Below are 17,351 nucleotides of genomic sequence, written 5' to 3' on the forward strand. Positions count from 1 at the left end.
CGGACCTTCCAGTGTGAAGACAGGCAAGGATGGGGCGGGCTTACAGGTCGAGCCGCAGGACGGCTTCATCGATGAGTCGGGCCAATTGGTGGTCCTTTTCCGTGATGCCTCCTGCGTCATGGGTGGTCAGGGTGATCCGCACGCGGCCCCAACCAAAGAGGATATCTGGGTGATGATTCATTGCCTCGGCAGGTTCCACGACGCTGGTCACAATCCGGAAAGCGGTCATGAAATCCGGCGTCCGGAATTCCCTCACCAGGCATCCGTCCCGTTCGATCCAACTCACGACCGCGCCTCCTGGGCCAGGGTGGCCTCCAGTTCCGTCAATTCCGCCTGCAGAAGCCACTCATCCGGGTAGGCCCGAGCCCGGTCCGACAGGGCCTGGAATCGCCGCCCGTCTCCGGCTTCGCGCAGGGCCCGGGTCTCCCGATAGAGGTCGGCCAGGCCAGGGGGAAGAGAGGACGCCTTGCGGGCCCGGGCCTGGGCTTCGGCCTCGCCCTCCGCGAAGGTCCCCTGGGCGCCGTACCAGCGGTCCCAGGCACCTGGATCCGCGGGGCCCCCGGCGACGGAGGGCAGGCTGGAACTGAGGAAGAGCAGGGCCCAGCTGGGCAGATCCAGGGGTCGGCCGTCCTGGTGGCCCCGCAGGTTGATGACCTCGTGCTCGCCCACACGGAAGCCTGTGAGGAAGAGACCCGAGGGCAGGTCCAGGCTGAAGGGGCCGCGGGGGGGCAGGGTGCCCTTCCCGAAGGCCACCAGGGCCGTGCCCGGCCAGGGCGAGCCTTCCGCCACGCCGCCCCGGGACAGCATCACGGGGCCCTCCACCCGGGCCAGGGCCGTGGCCAGGCCCGGCGCCAGCTCGCCCCGGGCGGGGATCCGCGCCACCACTTTGCCCGTGAGCTCCAGGCCACCCTCCAGCCCTAGGTGGTTCACCGTGCGCGCCCGCAGGGCCTCCTCGAGGCCATGGTCGCCGCCCCGCCGCCAGCCGAGCGTGGCCTCGAAGGCCTCCAGCACCTCGAAGAGGTGGTCGAAGTCCCGGGCCACGAAGAGCTGGGGCTGCATGCGGGTGATGTCGTACTCGGTGTCCGCGCAGGCGAGGCTGAGGGGCACCTTCGCCACTGCGGACGTGAGGCAGTGGGCCGCCTCCCCCAGGCTGCTGAGGAGTCCCGCCCCGTAGAGCTTGGGATCCGCCAGGTCGCCCACCAGGCCGTACTCGGCGGTCCACCAGTAGAGGCGGCTGGCCTTGGTGCTCTCGCTCACGTAGCGGCGGCTGGCGGAGGCGGCCCGCAGGCGCTCCTCGGCCAGGTGGACCTCAGATTCCGTGGCGTCGGGATCCTCCTTGACCACGCTGAGGTTGCGGATGGCCTCGTAGACAGCCTGGTCCTCCACAGAGGCGATGGCCCGGAAGCCCGCCTCGCCGCAGCGCTTCAGATAGTCCGCGTAGCGGCGGTCCGCCAGGATGGGCGCGTGGCCCGCGCTCTCGTGCACGATGTCCGGGGCGGGTGTGTACTCGATGTGCTCGTGGCTGCGGATGTCCGCGGCGATGGCCAGCACGCCCAGGGACTGCAGCTCCGTGAACACCGCCGGCGGGATGAAGCCCCGCACGCCCACGGCGGACCAGCCCAGGCCCTCGAGCTTGAGGTTCATCTCGTCCAGGCTGGGGATGCGCTCCAGCCCGATGCCCGTGGCCGCCAGGCCCGACAGGTAGCTGGCGTGGGCCGTGTCCTTCAGGCGCCCCGCCAGCCGGTGCAGGATATGGCGCCAGACCGCATGGTCCCGGGGTGTGTAGGCGTCATAGTCCTGGGCCGCCACGTAGCGCCGTAGGTGGGCCGGGAGCCGGTCGATGGCGCGCTGGGTGGGGCTGGGAGGCATGGAGGTGGAGGCCATCATTGAATTCTAATCCGAATTCAATGGTCGGGGGTCCGGCCATCCCTGAATGTGGGCCCTGAAGGCGGGCTTTGAATGTGGGCACCTACAAAGGTCCAGAGGATCCGGAGGACGGCGGGCTACCCTGATCTCATGCCCTTCGACCCCTGGGAACCCTATCGCGACCTGCGCTTTGCCAGCACCCGTGAGCACCCGGTGCATGGCTCCTGCTTCATTGCGGAGGGCCGGATCCTCGTGGAGGATCTGCTGTCGGCGGGCCGGGCGGGACGCCTGCAGGTCGTGTCGGTGGCCGCGACCACCACCGCCGCCGAAGCGGCGCGGGCCCTGCTTCCGGAAGGGACGGAACTGCTGGTGGCTGAGCCGGAGGCCTTGTCGGAGCTGGCGGGTTTCTCCTTCCACCGCGGCCTCATGGCCTTGGCGAAGGTGCCGCCGCCTCCCCCCATCTCGATGCTGCTCTCGGCCCGGCGCCTGCTGGTGCTCCCGAGGCTCTACGACGGCGAGAACCTGGGCCTGCTGTTGCGCAGCGCGGCCGCCTTGGGACTGGACGGCGTGCTGGCGGGTCCGGGGCCCGGCCTCTGGAGCCGCCGCACGGTGCGGGTTTCCATGGGCGCCGTGTGGCGCATTCCGGTTTGGCGGGTGGAGGATCCCTGGAGCCTTCTGGCGGACTGGAGGCTCGCGGAAGGGGGCTCGGAGGTCGTCGCGGCAGCGCTTACGCCCACGGCAGAAGACGCTCGCCGCTGGCAGCCCGGCAGGCGTTGTGCCCTGGTGATGGGTCCCGAGGACACGGGCCTGGACCCGGACCAGCTGGCCCGCTGCGACCGCGCCGTGGTCATCCGCATGGCCTCGGGCATGGACAGTCTCAACGTGGCCGCGGCCGGAGCCATCCTGATGTTCCGGATGGTGAAGGGAAGCTAGGGCTCACGGCTGTTGACGATGTCCACCAGACGCATGAGCTCAGCAATGACCTCCCGGCAGGCCGTGTCCTGGTCATAGAGAGCTGACACCTTCTTCCTCGCGGCGGCCACGTCGCCGCAGGCCTTGCCCCTGGCGATGAGGTCCTTGCAGCGCTCGGGCATGGGGCCCCAGTTCCCGCACTCCACGAAGCGGTCGCTTAGGAAGATGAACTTGGGGATGGCCTCCCCCCCGTTGGTGAGGAAGCGGGAAAACACCTCCGGGTGCTGCATTCGGCTGATATATCGAACCTCCAGCTTGGGACCCGCCTCGGCCAGGCGCTGTAGCACGGGCACGTGGCGCACCACGTCGCCGCACCAGTCCTCGGCGATGGCTATCACATGCACAGGCCGGGGCAGGGCGGCAAGGACGCTCACCGTCGGTGGGTCCAGGGTCAGGGCACGATGTTGGGTCTCGATCTTGCCCCGCTGCTCCGGGGATTCCGCTGCGGCCAGCCACGCGAGGTAGGAGAGCCCGGAATCGAACACCGCCTGCCAGTTCACGGTCGGCAGGGTGGCGGGACGGGGCATGAAACCTCCAGTGAACCTCTGATGCTGCCATGCCCGGGCCCGTGACCGGACGTACCTTTGGAGTGGCGCGGACCGCGGCCCGCGGGAAAGGGGGGCGCCATGAGAGCCATGTGGAATGCCAGCAAGCCACCTCTCGAATGGATGGATCCCATGGTGAGGGTGCCGAAGTACGAGCTCCATGCCGGCGACGAGGTGCTGGCGCGCCTGTCCCTGGAGCCGCTCTGCCGGACCTTCGCCACGGTGGAGACGGCGGAGGGCCGCTGGACCTTCAAGCAGACCGGCATCCTGGCCACGCTCGTCCACATCCGGGAGGCCGGTGTCGATCAGGATCTGGCTGTATTCCATCCCGGGTTCCTGGGACGGGGGCTGCTCCGGTTCACGGACGGGGAAACCTTCCTGTGGCGGAGGGCCCACCACGACGGGGGCTGGTCGTTCCAGTACCGGGACGGAAGCGTGCTGCTCACGCTCCGCCTGGAGACTCCGGATCCGAATGAGCCCTGGCCCCGGCGGACTCGGGTCGAAGTGGACATCGCTCCGGAAGGCCGCGGCCATCCGCGCCTGTCCCTCCTGACCGCCGTCGGGTGGTTCCTGATGCTGCTCCATCCGCTGTAGCGGGCCGCAGGCGAGGGGTATCGCGGACCTCCAGGTCCGGAGGCCACGCACCGGGAAGTGCCTTCTTCACCTCGAGGCCCCGTGGTCTAGAGTGGAGTTCCGGTCTTTTCCAGGAGCTCCCCATGGCCACCGCCAAAGCCTACGCCGCCGCCTCTCCCACCTCCCCGCTGGCCCCCCACCAGATCGAGCGCCGGGCGGTGGGACCGCACGATGTCCAGATCGAGATCGCCTACTGCGGCATCTGCCACTCGGACCTGCATCAGGTGCGCGACGAGTGGGGCGGATCCAAGTATCCGATGGTTCCCGGCCACGAGATCGTCGGGAAGATCACCGCCGTGGGCGCCCACGTGAAGGGCTTCAAGGTGGGCGACCTGGCCGGCGTGGGCTGCATGGTGGACAGCTGCCGCACCTGCCCCAGCTGCCAGCGGAAGCTCGAGCAGTTCTGCGAGAGGGGCTGCGCCTGGAGCTACAACAGCACCGAGATGGATCGCGTGACGCCCACCTACGGCGGCTACTCGTCCAGCATCGTCGTGGACGAGGCCTTTACGCTGAAGGTCTCCCCGAAGCTGGCCCTTGCCGCCGCCGCGCCCCTGCTCTGCGCGGGCATCACCACCTACTCCCCCCTGCGCCACTGGAACACCAAGAAGGGTGACAAGGTGGGCGTGGTGGGTCTGGGCGGCCTGGGCCACATGGCTGTGAAGATCGCCGCTGCCATGGGCGCCGAGGTGACCATGCTCAGCACCTCCAAGTCGAAGGAGGCCGACGCCCGCAAGCTCGGCGCCCACCACTTCGGCCTCACCTCGGACGACACCACCTTCAAGCGGCTGGCGGGCCAGTTCGATCTCATCATCGACACCATCTCCGCGCCCCACGACTACAACAAGTACCTGGGCCTGCTCCGGGTCGAAGGCGCCATGGTGCTGCTGGGCGTTCCGCCGGAACCCACGCCTGTGGCCGCCCACGCCCTCATCGGCGGCCGGAAGATCCTCACCGGGTCGCTCATCGGGGGCATCCAGGAGACCCAGGAGATGCTCGACTTCTGTGCCGAGCACGGCATCGTCTCCGACATCGAGCTCATCCCGGTGCAACAGGTCAACGAGGCCTACGAGCGGATGCTGAAGAACGACGTTCGCTACCGGTTCGTGCTGGACATGAAGACATTGTGATTGAATCCGCGTAAACACAGCATGAAACAAGGAAAAAAGCGGTTGGCAGCCTGAATCTGAAGAGGTAACCTTCCCGGGCTCCCCTTCTCCTCCAGCAGGCGGAGGTCCCATGCCAACCCTTGCCCCCGGCTCGTCGCTCGGTGCCTACGAGATCGTGGGCACCCTCGGCGCCGGCGGCATGGGAGAAGTCTTCCGGGCCCGGGACAGGAAGCTCGGCCGGGACGTGGCGATCAAAGTCCTGGCCGAATCCTTTGCCTCGGATCCGGCGAGGTTGCGGCGGTTCCAACAGGAAACGCGGGCGATGGCTGTCCTGTCGCATCCGAACGTCGTGCAGGTCTTCGACGCAGGGGAGCACCGCGGGCTCCCCTACCTCGTGATGGAGCTGGTGGAGGGCGAGACCCTCCGGAAGCGGATGGCCACCGGGCCCATGCCCTGGCGCCAGGCGGCGGAGCTTGCGGCGGCCGTGGCGGATGGTCTTGCCGCAGCCCACGCCAAGGGCATCATCCATCGGGACCTCAAGCCCGAGAACCTGATGCTGACCGTGGATGGTCATGTGAAGATCCTCGATTTCGGCCTGGCCAAGCTGCGAAAGGAACAGTCCGACCCGCATACGCCACGGTTGAGGCCGGGGACGCCCCAGCTGGCCGGGAGGCTCACCGAGGCGGGCCTGGTCATGGGAACCGCCGACTACATGAGTCCCGAACAGGTCCGCGGCCATGCCCTGGAAGCCCCAAGCGACCTGTTCAGCCTGGGGGTGATTCTGTGGGAGCTGGTGACGGGCGGCCACCCCTTCCGGCGGAGCACGCCTGGCGAGACCATGCGGGCCATCCTGATGAACCGGCCGGAGCTCCCGGGTGGGAAGGAGAGGCTGCCTTCGCCCCTGGGGGGCATCCTGCGGGTCTGCCTGGCGAAGGACCCCGCCGAGCGGTTCAGGACCGCCCGGGCCATGGCGGAGGCCCTGCGTTTCGCGGCCCGTTCGGACTTGGGGCCGCGTCCGATCCTGGGGCGCTCAGGCTATCCCTCGCAGGCACGTGGGCTCCAGTTCCTGGGCGCCGGGCTGGCCCTGGCCCTCCTGGGCACCGCAGCGGGCATCTACGCCTGGCTGCGGAGCCAGCAACCCGTCCCTGAGCTGGCGACCAAGGCGAGAAACCTGCCCAGCGTCCTGGCCCTGCCCGCGCGGGTGTACGGCGCCGAGGAGTCGGCCTTCCTCACGGACGCGGTGCCCAACACCCTGTCCACCCTCCTCTCGAAGGTGGAAGGCCTGGACACGAAGGCACCGCCGTCCAGCTTCCAGATGGAGAAGTGGAAGGGAGACTTGGCCCGGGTCACGGAGGCCTACCATGCGGACCACCTGGTGGTCACGACCATCACGAAGAACGCCAAGCACCTGATCCTCAACGTGCAGCTGGTCGATACACGGACCTGGAAAGTGCGGTGGGGGCATCAGTACGAAGGAACTCAGGCGGACTACAACACCCTGGTACGCGACGCGGCGGAGGCCGTGGCCCGGACCCTGACCCGGGAGGAAGGGCTTGGCCCGGTCATCGTCCGGCCGACCACTGGCTCCGAGGGTGAGCTCGCCTTCGGCGAAGGGCGGCACTTCCAGTATCGGTACCGGGCGCTGGGACGGAGCCAGGACTTCGATCAGGCTGTGGCCGCCTTCGAGAAGGCCTTCCGCCTGGATCCGCGCAACAGCGAAGCCGCCGTGCAACTGGCCTGCCTGCATGGATGGCGCGCCCACGAGGCGAGCACAGTCCCGGCGGGCGAAGCCGAGCGTCAACTCGAGGCCAGGTGGGCGCGGCGGGCCCTGGAGATTGATTCTCGTAGCGGGCTGGCCTGGAGCCTCCTGGGGGCCGTGGAGGTGCAGGGGCGGCGGGAGAATCCGGATCTGGCCGTGGAATACGCGGTGAAGGGCGTGTGCCTGGCCCCGAACCAGGCCCAGGTCCACATCACCATGGCCACCATCCTGTCCGGGCCAGGGTCGGTGGAGCTCTTCATCGCCGGCGGCCGGCGATCCATGGAACTGGATCCCATGGACCTCACCGGGCCCGCCTTCGTGGCGCTCGGTCTGGCCTGGATGGGGCGGGCCGAGGAGGCCCTGGCCATCGCGGACCGGGCCCTCCTGCGGGAACCTGAGCACGTGCTGCTCAACCACACGGTCCGGCCCTACGCCCTGGCACGACTGGGCCGGCCGGACGAGGTGGAGGCGCACATCACGCGCCTCGGCAAGCCCGTTGGCACGACGGTCCGGTTCTGGTGCGCGGTGGATCGCGGGCAGGAGGTGGAGGCCCGGGCTCTCGCGAAGGGCCTGCTGGTGCACTGGCTGGGCCCGAAGGTGCGGGCCATCGACATCGGGAACGCGGTGCTGTTCAACGCACCCTACTTGGTGAAGCTGGGGCTGACCGACGATGCCTTCCGACTCCTCCTGCGGAGCGTGGAGCTGGGTAATCCTCCTTGTCTGGATTGGCTGATGACCAACCCGGAGATGCAGCGGCTGCGCCCCGACCCTCGGTTCGCGAGGATTCTCCAGGCATCCCGGAACGGTGCGGCCATGGTGGCGGGGCAGCTCGGTCGGGCCCAGATCCGGGGGGACCTCCCGGAGTACCTGTATGGCCCCTTGGAGGACCTGCACCGTCACATCGCGGCGGCTTCACCGCCAGGACCATGAGAAGCGCCCCGCGGGGCGGGGCGCTTCGGGGCGGAACCAGCGGCTACCGGTACTGGAACACCAGGTCCAGGGTGGCGGGTCCACCCTTGGTGCCGTTCTGCCAGGGGGTGATCGTGATGTCCTCGATGACGCCCTTCTGCAGGTCGAGGTTCAGCAGCTTGGGATTGAACAGCAGCTCCCAGTTGGTGGCCTGGCCCATGGCCATCACGCACCCATTCTTCAAGGCCTCGGGACGGGTGCCAAAAGCGGGGATGGTGCCGTTGACCTGGTGCACCAGCGCCGTGGCCCAGGGCGAACCATCGCGGATCAGCGGATCGTTGGGCAGGAGCGCCAGCAGCTGGACGCCGCGATGGATGATCGTCGACCCGGCGGGTCCCACCTGCATGGGATGCCGCGCGTCGACCACCGTGAGGGTGGTTCCCTCAGGCAGGGCCCTCTGGAGGTCGGCCAGCTGGTCCTGGCTGCGGCCATAGTCGCAGACGACGCCGAAATGGGTTTTCCCCTGGTAGATGAGGCCCGCTGCCTTCACCACAGGGCCGAAGTCCTCGGCGGCGAGCGTGGCAGTGAGGGCAGCCAGGGCGAGCAAAGTGGTGGGTCGGAACATGGACCACCTCCATGAATGGGACCCGGACCGATCCGGGTGGCGCCGAGCCGGTGCTGCGGCGAAAAAAAATCTCGGAAAGACCACCTCTCCCCGCCATAACCGATGGCTTACGATGTAATTGCATAAAAATATCGAGTTGTTACGACCGATTCAATGCGGGACAGACTTGATCTCTTCTGGAGAAGAGGCCGGTTAGATCCGGGTGAGATCGGATGTTGATGAACGGCTGACCGGTCCCATACTTGCCACGCCTCCCAGGAGCGTCGGATGACCCGGCTGGCCTTTGGCGGATTCGAGCTGGACCCCCACACTGGCGAACTCTGGAAGGGCGAGGATTGCGTCCGGATCCAGGACCAGCCCCTCAAGCTGCTGCTCTGCCTGCTCGAGAGGCCGGGCCAGATTGTGGGGCGCGAGGAACTCCAGAAGCGGGTCTGGTCCGGAGACATCCACGTGGGCTTCGAGGATGGTCTCAATGCGGCCGCCTGGCGCCTCCGCCAGGTGCTTGGGGACTCCGCGGACGCCCCCGCCTTCATCGAGACAATCCCCCGCAAGGGCTACCGCTTCGTGGGGAAGGTGGTCCCCCTCCCAGGCAAGCCCCCTCCGCCCTCCGGATCCTTCCCAATGCCGGTGTTCAGGCCTCCTTCGAACTCCGGGATGGACGCATTCACTCCCACTCGAGGCCGTCGACCGTGGCGTCCCTGGACCTTGTGGTTGGGGGCCGTCCTCGGGCTGGTTTTTTTGGGCGCCGGTGTGATGCTCTGGGGGGTCATGAGGACGCACATGGTGACCCTGGTCGTCACTCCGCTGTCCAACGCCACCGGCGACCCTGCCGTGGACTACTTCGCCTTCGCCCTGTCCCGACAGCTCGCGCAGGACCTTGCGAACGCCCCGAACCTCGACGTCCAGTCCGCCGAAACGCCCGACTCGGAGAGGTCTTTGCCAAAGGCGGCGCTGATCCTCACCTGGACCTTGGAACGGGAAGACCGGGGGTACCGCATCCACCTGAACCTGAGGGATGCCCAGGGGCGCAACCGGGGCGACCGCACCTTCTCCGTCCCGCCGGAGGAACTGCACCAGGTCCACAAGACCATCGCCGACTACCTGGCCCAGCAGGTGACAGGGCAGGTAACAGGGCAGACCGCGCGGGCGAGGGTGGCGCCGCACATGGGCGCGGAGGCCGAGGTCAGGCCGGCGGGATGGGCAGGCCGTGCTGGCGGAGGAAGCTGAGCTTGTCCCAGTAGCCGCGCTGGAAGGCGATCCTCCCCTCCACCACGCGGAAGAAGCCGCAGCCACGCAGGCCCAGGGGATCGCGCCACTCGAGGATCGCCCACTCGCCGTCCTCGAAGAGGTTCTCCACCAGGCACACCATCTCCGCCGCCGCGAACTCCCGCGCGAACATGGCCCGAATCGCCTCCCGGCCCGCTACCGGAGCTTCGGCCACCTGGTGGTTCACCGCGTCCTCGTGGTACATGGCGGCCAAGGCCTCGGCATCGCCGCGGTTGAAGGCCTCGACCCAGGTGGAGACCAGGCTTTTCGGGGTGAGTGGCACGGGGACTCCGGGGCGTAGGCGTCAGGCCTGGGACTGGTCCTTCATCTTGGCCGCGTTAAAGGCCGCGCTACCACCCCTGGCGACGCTGAGCGACTGCCATGGGCCGGGGGCCATGTGCTTCGCGAGGAAGACCATCTGGCCCGCGTGGTAGGGGTAGTGGGCGAGCTGGCGGTTGATGGCCTCGAGCACGGTATGAGGCTCGTGCCGGATGGTCACCACGCGGTCGAGGTCGGCGGCGGTGAGGTTTTCCAGGGCATCAAAGAGGCAAGCCCAGCCCCGTTCCCAGCGGTCGCGCAGGGCCCGCGGGTCGAAAGTCCCGGGATCCTCGAACTCGGTGTCGCGGTGGCGGTCAGGCTTCTCGCCATCGGTGGTCAGGAAGTCGGTCCAGCGGGAGAGCATGTTGCCCGAGAGGTGCAGCATCAGCGTGGCCAGGCTGTTGGATTCCGGGTCCAGCCGGTGGGTCCAGCGTTCCACGGGCACCTGCGCGAGGGCGCGGTCGCACTGGATGCGCGCTTCGCGGAAGCGCTTGAGGACATCGGCCAGGTAGAGGTCGCCGTTCAAGGGAAGCTCCTGAGAGGGGTGTCGGGCTGGGTTGAGTCTGGATCCGCGTCAGGAAAGGGGCCGGTGGGAGGGACGAGGGGCTTCGACATCCGCCGGAACTCGATCCGGATGTCCTCGAAGTCATGGGATTCCACGCCCGTTTCGGTGTAACCCAGGCCTCGGTAGAAGCGGATGGCGCGGGCATTGCCCGTGTAGACCACCAGCCAGGCGGACGGAGCGTTTCCGGTCTTCATCGCCGCTTCGCCCGCTTGCATGAGCCGCTGCCCGATCCCGCTCTGGATCAGGTCTGGATCCACGTAGAGCTTCTGGACCTGCCAGGCCTCCGTGCCTCCTGCCTTCAGCTTCAGGAAGCCCTGGAGACAGCCCTCCGCTTCGGCCACGAAGTAGAGGTTGGCCGCCTTGGCCAGGCTTCCGGCGATCTTCCCGGCGGAGTACGTCCCGTCCAGATACCGGGCCAGCACGTCATCCCTGAACAGCGCCCCGAAGGCCCAGGAGAAGCTCTTCCGGCCCAGGGAGTCGATGGCTTCGGCATCTCCCGCGACCCCGCCTCGTACCGTCGTGTTCATCAAAGACACCTCGATAAGGAAACGGCGAGGTTGAGAACGATTCTCGATCACCTCAGCCTGGATTCGAGGATGCCGCTCTGTCTGGAGTCGAGCCACCCGACTCTTGCGGTGTTTGACGATCAGACAACTTTCGCACCGACCGGCCGGGCGAATCCCGATCGGACCCGCCGAACCAGCACCGGCACGACGAGCATGGCGCCGAGGACAATCCACATGGTGGTGTTCGGGTTCCTGATCCACGTGTTCAGGCGCAGGGTCGTGAGGGCGATGACCGCGTAATAGAGCATGTCGCCCGCGATGGCGAAGGCCCAGCCCGCCAGGAAGCCGTGACCCGCGGCCAGGGCCGCGCTCCGGCCGGTCATGGGATCCACGCCGAAGGCGATCATCACGAGGGAGATTGGCCCTGCGCCGGGGCCGCCGACATGCGCGGCGCTACGGGCCATGGCCTCCCGCATGGCCGCGCCGAACCGGGCCAGGAACGTCACCCGCCGCCCCAGCGCCACGAACAGCCGCAGCACGGGCTCGAAAGCGAGGGCCAGCAGCACGTCCGACACGAAGTACAGCCCTGCCGTCAGGGGCCAGGCCAGCCCCTTGGACTGCGCCAGCAGCACCCCCGCCGGAATCCCGCCCCCAACGGGGAGCAGGAAGAGGAGGAGGACGGAAAGCATGAACCCATGCTACCCCGCCCGACAGCCAGGGCCTGGTGCCAATGGAAGGGTGGCAGGCTCTCAGCCCCGAGTGCCCCTCGGATCGAGAGACCTCGGATAGGTTCGCTCCTCCTGGATCTGGCCATCCTCCTTGTGGATCTTCACGGAACCCGGGTGGTCGTGCATGTAGGCACGCATCTGCCCGATCGCGTCCGCCTTGGTCATCGCATGGACGACTGGCCGGCTGCTTCCTTCAGGCTTGAGGTTCCAGGCGTTACCTTCCTTGGCGAGGTGATAGTTTTTCATATCGTCCTCCTCATGTGGCTATCGCCGGTGCTGAAGATAGGCCTTTCCTGCAGCATGGCCAATGAAGCTTCCACACCCCTTCCGCGGTGATCCTCGAACTGGGTCTCCGTGCTGCCCGAGGTCTTCAATGCCTGGAAACAACGGGTGGCGTCACCTTGAAGACGCAGGCAGGAACCAGATCCATGCCCAGGTACTTGGCGCAGATCGCCCGATGATGGCCATCGAATCGGAACATCCTGTAGGGGAGATCGAACTCGGCCACATCCGCCAGGAAGACCGGTCGACGGATCCCATCCCTTTCGACGCTCCGGGCGAGCAGCCGGAACGCCTCTGCCTTCGCCAAAGCGGAAGCCAGGGTCCGTCCGTGGTTCCCGATCTGGATGTCCTGGATATAGCGGGTCTGTTCCAGGTGAGCCCCGTTTGCACGCAGCACTTCCAGGTAGACCTCATTCTCCTCGCGGTTCTTTTCCAATACCGAATCGACCGGTATCCATAGGGCGTCGACACGGGTGAGGCTCGGAGTTTCATAGTGCTTGGCGACCACGGAGGAGGCCTTGCGCCAGTCTCTTTCGAATTTCACGTGGGTTCTTGGCCATGCAAGCGCAAGTAATGCCTTGGCTTGCATGGTGAGGGAAGGCGGTTGTTGGCCGGGGTCGATTTCGCATGGTTTTCTGGAAATCATCTGGAGCACAGACCTCCCTTTCGAGTTCTTCCCGGTGGAGTCATCAAGCCTGAGTTGCTTGACTATGACTTGCAACACCATAAGTCTAATAGGAAATAATCTGCATTAAGTAGAAATCTGGCCGGTTTTCCGGTTACACCTGGATCGGGTCTGTCGGATCCGTTGGCGCCGGACGTGAGAACCCACCCGACCTTGGGGGATTCCATCACCCTTTCGGGCGCATGGATTCAGTCGGCAGGCTGAGTCCGGCCCACAGGCGACCGCCGGCAGGCTGGCCCGTCTATGAAGCGTCGCGGAGTTTTGTTGCGACCTCTCAGAGGCTCTTAGGCGGGAGGCTCAGCCCCACACCCGCTTCCCGCCCACCCAGGTGCCGACGACCTTCCCTGGCAGGTTCCAGCCCTTGAAGGGCGTGTTGTAGGACTTGGACTGGATGAAGGCGCGGTCCACTTGGACCTGGGCGCTGGGATCGAAGAGGACGAAGTCGGCGGGGGCGCCGGGCTGGAGGCTGCCGAGGCCGCGGCGGTCCAGATGGAAGGCCTGGGCGGGCTTCCAGGAGAGCAGGGCGATGGCCTTCGCCAGGCTGAGGACCTTGCGGTTCACCAGCAGCTCCAGCGTGAGGGGCAGGGCGGTCTCCAGGCCGATGACGCCGAAGGCGGCGATGGGCAGCTCCACTTCCTTGTCGTCCCAGCCGTGGGGCGCGTGATCCGTGGCGATGGCGTCCACCGTGCCGTCCGCGAGAGCCTCCAGCACCGCCTGGATGTCGGCCTCGGTGCGGAGGGGCGGGTTCATCTTGTAGTCGCTGTCGAACTTCATCAGTTCCTTGTCCGACAGCGCGAAGTGGTGGGGCGTCACCTCGCAGGTGACATTCAGCCCCCGGGCCTTGGCCTCGCGCACCATGCGCAGGGAGCCCTTCGTGCTGAGGTGGGCCAGGTGCAGGTGGCCGCCGGTGTGCTCGGCCAGGACGATGTCCCGGGCCACCATGGCCTCCTCCGCCGCCGCAGGGATGCCGAGACAGCCGAGCGACGCGCTCACGGCACCCTCATGCATGTAGCCCTTGCCGGCCAGGTCGCGATCCTCCTCGTGGGCCACCACGGGGACCTCCAGCCAGCGCGTGTACTCCAGCGCACGGCGCATCAGGGCCGAGTTGCCGATGGGCAGGCCGTCATCGGAGAAGGCCACGCAGCCCGCGGCCTTCAAGGTGCCCATGTCCGCCAGCTCCTCGCCCTTCATCTCGCGGCTGACGGTCCCGATGGGGAAGTAGCGGCACAAGTCGGCCTTCGCGGCGCGGGTCAGCATCATTTCTGTGATGGCCACGCTGTCGTTCACGGGCTTGGTGTTGGCCATGGCGCAGACGGAGGTGAATCCGCCCGCCACCGCCGCCCGGCTGCCCGTCTCGATGCTCTCCTTGCGGGTCTGCCCCGGCTCGCGGAAATGAACGTGCAGGTCCACGAAGCCCGGGGCCAGCACCAGGCCCCCGCCGTCCAGCACCTCGGCCCCGGCCGCGAGGAGGTCGTGCTCGGCCTCCGCCCCGATGGCCGCCACCGCGCCCTCCACCACCAGCAGCGATCCCGGCCCGTCCAGGTTCTGCGCAGGATCCACAAGGCGGACGTTCTTCACGAGGAGGGACATGGGGGCTCCGAGGCTGGCTTCCGGTCTAGTTTGGGCTGTCAGCTGTCGGCTGTCAGCTATCAGTGGCCGACAGCTGATAGCCGGCAGCTGATGGCGTCCCTACTCCATCCGGTAGTTCGGGGCTTCCTTGGTGATCATGACGTCGTGGGCATGGCTCTCGCGGAGGCCGGCGCCGCTGATCTCGACGAGGGTGGCCTTCTGCTGGAAGTCAGCGACGGAGGCGCCGCCGCTGAGGCCCATGCCCGCGCGGAGGCCGCCCATGAGCTGGGTGACCAGATCGGCCATGCGTCCCTTGTAGGGCACCTGGCCCTCGATGCCCTCGGGCACGAGCTTGGTGTCGTCCTTGCCTTCCTGGAAGTAGCGGTCCTTGCTGCCCTGCTTCATGGCGCCCAGGCTGCCCATGCCACGGTAGGACTTGAAGGTCCGGCCCGCGTAGAAGATGGTTTCGCCGGGGGCTTCGTCGGTGCCCGCGAAGAGGCTGCCGATCATGACCGCATCGGCGCCCGCCGCGATGGCCTTGGCCACGTCGCCGCTGAACTTGATGCCACCGTCGGCGATGCAGCTGACGCCAGCCTCGCGGCAGGCCCGGCTGGCTTCCGCCACGGCCGTGATCTGGGGCATGCCCGCGCCGGTGACGATCCGGGTGGTGCAGATGGAACCGGGTCCGATGCCGACCTTCACCGCATCGGCGCCAGCGGCGGCCAGGTCTTTGGCACCCTGGTAGGTGGCCACGTTGCCGGCGATGAGGGCCACGCCGGGATGCGCCTTCTTGAGGGCCTTCACGGCGTCGATGATGCCCTTGCTGTGGCCGTGGGAGCTGTCCAGGCAGAGTACGTCCACCTTGGCTTCCACCAGGGCCGCGGCGCGGTCCAGCAGCTCCTTGCCCACGCCCACGGCGGCGCCCACGCGCAGGCGCCCGTGGGTGTCCTTGCAGGCGTTGGGGTACTCGATGGACTTCTCGATGTCCTTGACGGTGATGAGGCCCTTGAGCTGGCCCTGGCCGTCCACCACTAGCAGCTTCTCAATCCGGTGCTTCTGCAGGATGCCCTTGGCCTCCTGCAGCGTGGTGCCCACCGGCACGGTGATGAGGTTCTCCTTGGTCATGGCTTCGCGCACCGGGAGTTCCCAGCGGGTCTCGAAGCGCAGGTCGCGGTTGGTGAGGATGCCCACCAGGCGGTGGCCCTCCACCACGGGGACACCGCTGATGCGGAACTTGGCCATGAGGGCCTCGGCGTCCCGGATGGGCGCGTCGGGCCCGATGGTGATGGGGTCCGTGATCATGCCCGATTCGGACCGCTTCACCTTGTCCACTTCCTCCGCCTGGCGCTCGGGGCTGAGGTTCTTGTGGATGATGCCGATGCCGCCCAGCTGGGCGAGGGCGATGGCCATGCGGCTTTCCGTCACCGTGTCCATGGCGGCGGACAGGAGGGGGATGCGCAGCCCGATGTCCTTCGTGAGCCGGGTGCCCAGGTCCACCTGGTTCGGGTGGATCTCCGAGTAGCCGGGGACGAGCAGGACGTCGTCGAAGGTGAGGGCGCGCATCAGGGGCAAGGTCAGCATGGGGAGCCTTTTTCCGGACCCGCAGCCTGCGGGACCTTGCATCCCATGGTCTCACGGGAGACGCGCGGCTTCCAGCGGACGCTCGCAACGCAGGCCGTCCCGTGAACTTCCGCGCCAGGGACCCCAGGTGCCGCAAGTCCTGGCAGGGTCGGGGCATCGGGGCTGGAAGGGGCAACCCGGCGGGCGGTCCTGGGGCGCGGGGAGGAAGCCGGCATCCCGGGAAGGCTGCCTCCGGGCGCCCGCCAGAAGGCGCGCGGTGTAGGGGTGCCGCGGGGTTTCAAGGAGGCGGTCGGCGGGTCCGGTCTCGACAGGCTCGCCGCCATAGAGCACCAGCAGGCGGTCGCAGGCCCGCGCCGCCAAGCCCAGGTCATGGGTGATCCACAGAAAACCCAGGTTCCGCTCCCGCTGGAGACCGAGCGCAACCTCCAGGAAGGCCAGCTGTGCCGCTGGATCCAGGGCCGTGGTGGGCTCGTCGAGCACCAGCAGCTCCGGATCGCAGGAAAGGGCGATGGCCAGCGCCAGCCGCTGCCTCTGGCCGCCGCTGACCTGGTGGGGGAAGCGGTCCAGGAAGGTCGGCGTGGTGGGCAGGCGCAGCCGCTCGAGCAGCGGGGTGAGGCGGGCCAGGGCCGCCCCAGGTGATTCTCTCCGATGGACGCCCGGCAGCAGGGTCAGGTGCTGGGTCAGGGTCAGCAGGGGGTTCATGATTTGCCGGGGGTCCTGGGGCACCCAGGCCATCCGGGCGCCCCGGAGGCGGTCCCGTTCCCGACCTGGGCGGTGCATGGGCATGCCGAAAGCCGTGAACCTTCCCCCCGCCACCCGCACTCCAGGAGGCAGGACACCGAACAGGGCCTGCGCCAGCAGGCTCTTGCCCGACCCGCTCTCTCCCACCAGACCCAGGCGGTCCCCGGGGGCCAGGCGGAGGTCCAGCGGCCCGAGCAGGCGGACCCCGTCCACCCGTTCCAGGAGCAGCGCGTCGATGGCCAGGGACATGGCCCGAGAATGGCATGGAAGTGATGGAAGTCAACGGGTTCCATAGAGCCCCTGATTGCCCCTTGACGCCTCCCGGGGGGGTCCTACCCTTGGGCCACCTGATCACCCTGCGGGCCCGGTAGAGGCCCGCCCAGGCAAGGAGGATTCATGGATTTCCTGCGCCCAGATCTCCAGGAGCGCCTAATGAAGGAGCACTTCGAATTCCGAAAGCTCATGGAAGAGCACAGGGCCGCGGACACGCGCCTGTGCGACCTCCAGAGGAAACCCACCCTCTCCGCCAAGGAGTCCCTCGAAGAGGTGGAGCTCAAGAAGACCAAACTCCGCGCCAAGGAACGCATCTACTCCATCGTGCAGGAGGCCTCAAGGCACGCCGAACAGTAGGCCTTCCTCACTCGCAGGAGAAGCCCCGGGAATCGGCCCGGGGCTTCGTTTTTCAGTCTCTGGGT

At 67.6% G+C, this 17,351-nt stretch carries 19 protein-coding genes; 6 read left to right on the top strand and 13 right to left on the bottom strand.

The features are described 5' to 3' along the window. Positions 1–40: 40 nt before the first annotated feature. Together ML539_RS03910 and ML539_RS03915 are read right to left on the bottom strand one after the other, a co-directional pair. A complete protein-coding gene (locus ML539_RS03910) occupies positions 41–229 on the bottom strand; it encodes a 4a-hydroxytetrahydrobiopterin dehydratase (protein WP_347710738.1) in 189 nt (62 codons plus the stop codon). A gap of 53 nt (positions 230–282) precedes the next feature. Then, complete coding sequence (locus tag ML539_RS03915; protein WP_243320841.1) at positions 283–1,884, bottom strand: aromatic amino acid hydroxylase; 1,602 nt, start codon at positions 1,882–1,884, stop codon at positions 283–285. A 132-nt stretch (positions 1,885–2,016) separates the two neighbouring features. Between ML539_RS03915 and ML539_RS03920 the strand changes: the two genes are divergently transcribed. After that, positions 2,017–2,799, top strand: coding sequence for an RNA methyltransferase (locus ML539_RS03920; protein WP_243320842.1), 783 nt, complete (start codon positions 2,017–2,019; stop codon positions 2,797–2,799). Here the strand turns inward: ML539_RS03920 and ML539_RS03925 are convergent. Next, the gene (locus ML539_RS03925) at positions 2,796–3,365 is read right to left on the bottom strand and encodes a thioredoxin family protein (RefSeq protein WP_243320845.1); all 570 of its coding nucleotides are present in this window, start codon (positions 3,363–3,365) and stop codon (positions 2,796–2,798) included. The genes ML539_RS03920 and ML539_RS03925 overlap by 4 nt on opposite strands. Before the next feature lie 99 nt (positions 3,366–3,464). Between ML539_RS03925 and ML539_RS03930 the strand changes: the two genes are divergently transcribed. From ML539_RS03930 to ML539_RS03940, 3 genes are all read left to right on the top strand, one after another. Next, a complete protein-coding gene (locus ML539_RS03930) occupies positions 3,465–3,977 on the top strand; it encodes a hypothetical protein (protein WP_243320847.1) in 513 nt (170 codons plus the stop codon). Positions 3,978–4,099: 122 nt separating this feature from the next. Continuing rightward, positions 4,100–5,143: an NAD(P)-dependent alcohol dehydrogenase gene (locus ML539_RS03935; RefSeq protein ID WP_243320849.1), complete on the top strand. Its 1,044-nt coding sequence runs from the start codon at positions 4,100–4,102 to the stop codon at positions 5,141–5,143. A gap of 109 nt (positions 5,144–5,252) precedes the next feature. Beyond that, entirely contained in the window at positions 5,253–7,811 is a 2,559-nt protein-coding gene (locus ML539_RS03940; RefSeq protein WP_243320851.1) for a serine/threonine-protein kinase, read from the top strand. Between the two features lie 43 nt (positions 7,812–7,854). Here the strand turns inward: ML539_RS03940 and ML539_RS03945 are convergent, their stop codons facing one another. Then, entirely contained in the window at positions 7,855–8,415 is a 561-nt protein-coding gene (locus tag ML539_RS03945) for a hypothetical protein (protein ID WP_243320853.1), read from the bottom strand. A 267-nt stretch (positions 8,416–8,682) separates the two neighbouring features. Between ML539_RS03945 and ML539_RS03950 the strand changes: the two genes are divergently transcribed. Further along, entirely contained in the window at positions 8,683–9,642 is a 960-nt protein-coding gene (locus tag ML539_RS03950) for a winged helix-turn-helix domain-containing protein (protein WP_243320854.1), read from the top strand. Here the strand turns inward: ML539_RS03950 and ML539_RS03955 are convergent. The 9 genes from ML539_RS03955 to ML539_RS03995 all read right to left on the bottom strand — a co-directional run bounded on the left by ML539_RS03955 (position 9,599) and on the right by ML539_RS03995 (position 16,905). Continuing rightward, positions 9,599–9,964 (bottom strand): nuclear transport factor 2 family protein, encoded by a 366-nt coding sequence (locus ML539_RS03955; RefSeq protein WP_243320856.1) that lies wholly within the window; start codon positions 9,962–9,964, stop codon positions 9,599–9,601. The two genes, ML539_RS03950 and ML539_RS03955, sit on opposite strands and share 44 nt — an antisense overlap. A 21-nt stretch (positions 9,965–9,985) precedes the next feature. Further along, the gene (locus ML539_RS03960) at positions 9,986–10,525 is read right to left on the bottom strand and encodes a DUF1572 family protein (RefSeq protein ID WP_243320858.1); all 540 of its coding nucleotides are present in this window, start codon (positions 10,523–10,525) and stop codon (positions 9,986–9,988) included. Beyond that, positions 10,522–11,091: an N-acetyltransferase gene (locus tag ML539_RS03965; RefSeq protein ID WP_243320860.1), complete on the bottom strand. Its 570-nt coding sequence runs from the start codon at positions 11,089–11,091 to the stop codon at positions 10,522–10,524. Before ML539_RS03965 ends, ML539_RS03960 begins: the two co-directional genes overlap by 4 nt. 119 nt (positions 11,092–11,210) lie before the next feature. Next, positions 11,211–11,759 (bottom strand): hypothetical protein, encoded by a 549-nt coding sequence (locus tag ML539_RS03970; protein WP_243320862.1) that lies wholly within the window; start codon positions 11,757–11,759, stop codon positions 11,211–11,213. Positions 11,760–11,819: 60 nt separating this feature from the next. Next, the gene (locus ML539_RS03975) at positions 11,820–12,044 is read right to left on the bottom strand and encodes a DUF2188 domain-containing protein (RefSeq protein WP_243320864.1); all 225 of its coding nucleotides are present in this window, start codon (positions 12,042–12,044) and stop codon (positions 11,820–11,822) included. A 124-nt stretch (positions 12,045–12,168) separates the two neighbouring features. After that, complete coding sequence (locus ML539_RS03980; RefSeq protein ID WP_243320866.1) at positions 12,169–12,807, bottom strand: hypothetical protein; 639 nt, start codon at positions 12,805–12,807, stop codon at positions 12,169–12,171. Positions 12,808–13,062: 255 nt separating this feature from the next. Then, positions 13,063–14,355 carry a dihydroorotase gene (locus ML539_RS03985; RefSeq protein ID WP_243320868.1) on the bottom strand — a complete coding sequence of 431 codons (1,293 nt, stop codon included), beginning with the start codon at positions 14,353–14,355 and terminating at the stop codon, positions 13,063–13,065. Between the two features lie 99 nt (positions 14,356–14,454). Continuing rightward, a complete protein-coding gene (gene guaB / locus ML539_RS03990) occupies positions 14,455–15,915 on the bottom strand; it encodes an IMP dehydrogenase (RefSeq protein ID WP_243285979.1) in 1,461 nt (486 codons plus the stop codon). A 51-nt stretch (positions 15,916–15,966) separates the two neighbouring features. Next, on the bottom strand, positions 15,967–16,905 hold the full coding sequence (locus ML539_RS03995) for an ABC transporter ATP-binding protein (protein WP_243320870.1): 939 nt from the start codon (positions 16,903–16,905) through the stop codon (positions 15,967–15,969). Positions 16,906–17,052: 147 nt separating this feature from the next. On the opposite strand from ML539_RS03995, the gene ML539_RS04000 reads away from it, so the two are divergent. Then, positions 17,053–17,286, top strand: a complete 234-nt coding sequence (locus ML539_RS04000) for a YdcH family protein (RefSeq protein WP_243293868.1) — start codon at positions 17,053–17,055, stop codon at positions 17,284–17,286. Positions 17,287–17,351: the final 65 nt, after the last annotated feature.

This window comes from Geothrix sp. SG200 (assembly GCF_022808935.1).
Classification (GTDB): domain Bacteria; phylum Acidobacteriota; class Holophagae; order Holophagales; family Holophagaceae; genus Geothrix; species Geothrix alkalitolerans.

Excerpts from the sequence above, each read along its gene's own strand:
- ML539_RS03935 (WP_243320849.1), top strand. The coding sequence starts at position 4,100 with ATGGCCACCGCCAAAGCCTACGCCGCCGCCTCTCCCACCTCCCCGCTG.
- ML539_RS03915 (WP_243320841.1), bottom strand. The coding sequence starts at position 1,884 with ATGGCCTCCACCTCCATGCCTCCCAGCCCCACCCAGCGCGCCATCGAC.
- ML539_RS03910 (WP_347710738.1), bottom strand. The coding sequence starts at position 229 with ATGACCGCTTTCCGGATTGTGACCAGCGTCGTGGAACCTGCCGAGGCA.
- ML539_RS03970 (WP_243320862.1), bottom strand. The coding sequence starts at position 11,759 with ATGCTTTCCGTCCTCCTCCTCTTCCTGCTCCCCGTTGGGGGCGGGATT.
- ML539_RS03925 (WP_243320845.1), bottom strand. The coding sequence starts at position 3,365 with ATGCCCCGTCCCGCCACCCTGCCGACCGTGAACTGGCAGGCGGTGTTC.
- ML539_RS03930 (WP_243320847.1), top strand. The coding sequence starts at position 3,465 with ATGAGAGCCATGTGGAATGCCAGCAAGCCACCTCTCGAATGGATGGAT.
- ML539_RS03980 (WP_243320866.1), bottom strand. The coding sequence starts at position 12,807 with ATGGTGTTGCAAGTCATAGTCAAGCAACTCAGGCTTGATGACTCCACC.
- ML539_RS03945 (WP_243320853.1), bottom strand. The coding sequence starts at position 8,415 with ATGTTCCGACCCACCACTTTGCTCGCCCTGGCTGCCCTCACTGCCACG.
- ML539_RS03975 (WP_243320864.1), bottom strand. The coding sequence starts at position 12,044 with ATGAAAAACTATCACCTCGCCAAGGAAGGTAACGCCTGGAACCTCAAG.
- ML539_RS04000 (WP_243293868.1), top strand. The coding sequence starts at position 17,053 with ATGGATTTCCTGCGCCCAGATCTCCAGGAGCGCCTAATGAAGGAGCAC.
- ML539_RS03950 (WP_243320854.1), top strand. The coding sequence starts at position 8,683 with ATGACCCGGCTGGCCTTTGGCGGATTCGAGCTGGACCCCCACACTGGC.
- guaB (WP_243285979.1), bottom strand. The coding sequence starts at position 15,915 with ATGCTGACCTTGCCCCTGATGCGCGCCCTCACCTTCGACGACGTCCTG.
- ML539_RS03995 (WP_243320870.1), bottom strand. The coding sequence starts at position 16,905 with ATGTCCCTGGCCATCGACGCGCTGCTCCTGGAACGGGTGGACGGGGTC.
- ML539_RS03985 (WP_243320868.1), bottom strand. The coding sequence starts at position 14,355 with ATGTCCCTCCTCGTGAAGAACGTCCGCCTTGTGGATCCTGCGCAGAAC.
- ML539_RS03965 (WP_243320860.1), bottom strand. The coding sequence starts at position 11,091 with ATGAACACGACGGTACGAGGCGGGGTCGCGGGAGATGCCGAAGCCATC.
- ML539_RS03920 (WP_243320842.1), top strand. The coding sequence starts at position 2,017 with ATGCCCTTCGACCCCTGGGAACCCTATCGCGACCTGCGCTTTGCCAGC.
- ML539_RS03940 (WP_243320851.1), top strand. The coding sequence starts at position 5,253 with ATGCCAACCCTTGCCCCCGGCTCGTCGCTCGGTGCCTACGAGATCGTG.